We start from the raw sequence: 267 nt of genomic DNA on the forward strand, positions 1-267 counted from the left end.
CAACCGCTGCCAGGCTCCTGGCGCCGCCTCGGGGCGCAATGTCGCGTAGAACGTCTTGCCGTATTCGGCGAGCTTTTCCGCCCGGTCCGTGCCGTTGACGATGCGCCGGGCATTCACCCAGTCCTCCTTGTCGGCGTTCAGGTGATCGACGAGCTTGTGTCCGGTGAAACTCCCGGCCACCATGCCTTCGATCAGGATCTTCACGGCCGTTGCCATCTCCATCGCCCGATCCGGCTCGGCCACGAGATCGATGCCGGTCATCGGGCT

General features: G+C 64.8%; 1 protein-coding gene. It reads right to left on the bottom strand.

The features are described 5' to 3' along the window. Window positions 1-267: hypothetical protein (locus tag ACPYOM_RS22660; protein ID WP_481347690.1), on the bottom strand; the 267-nt coding region annotated here is incomplete at both ends.

This window comes from Monashia sp. HAY1-2A (genome assembly GCF_056755315.1).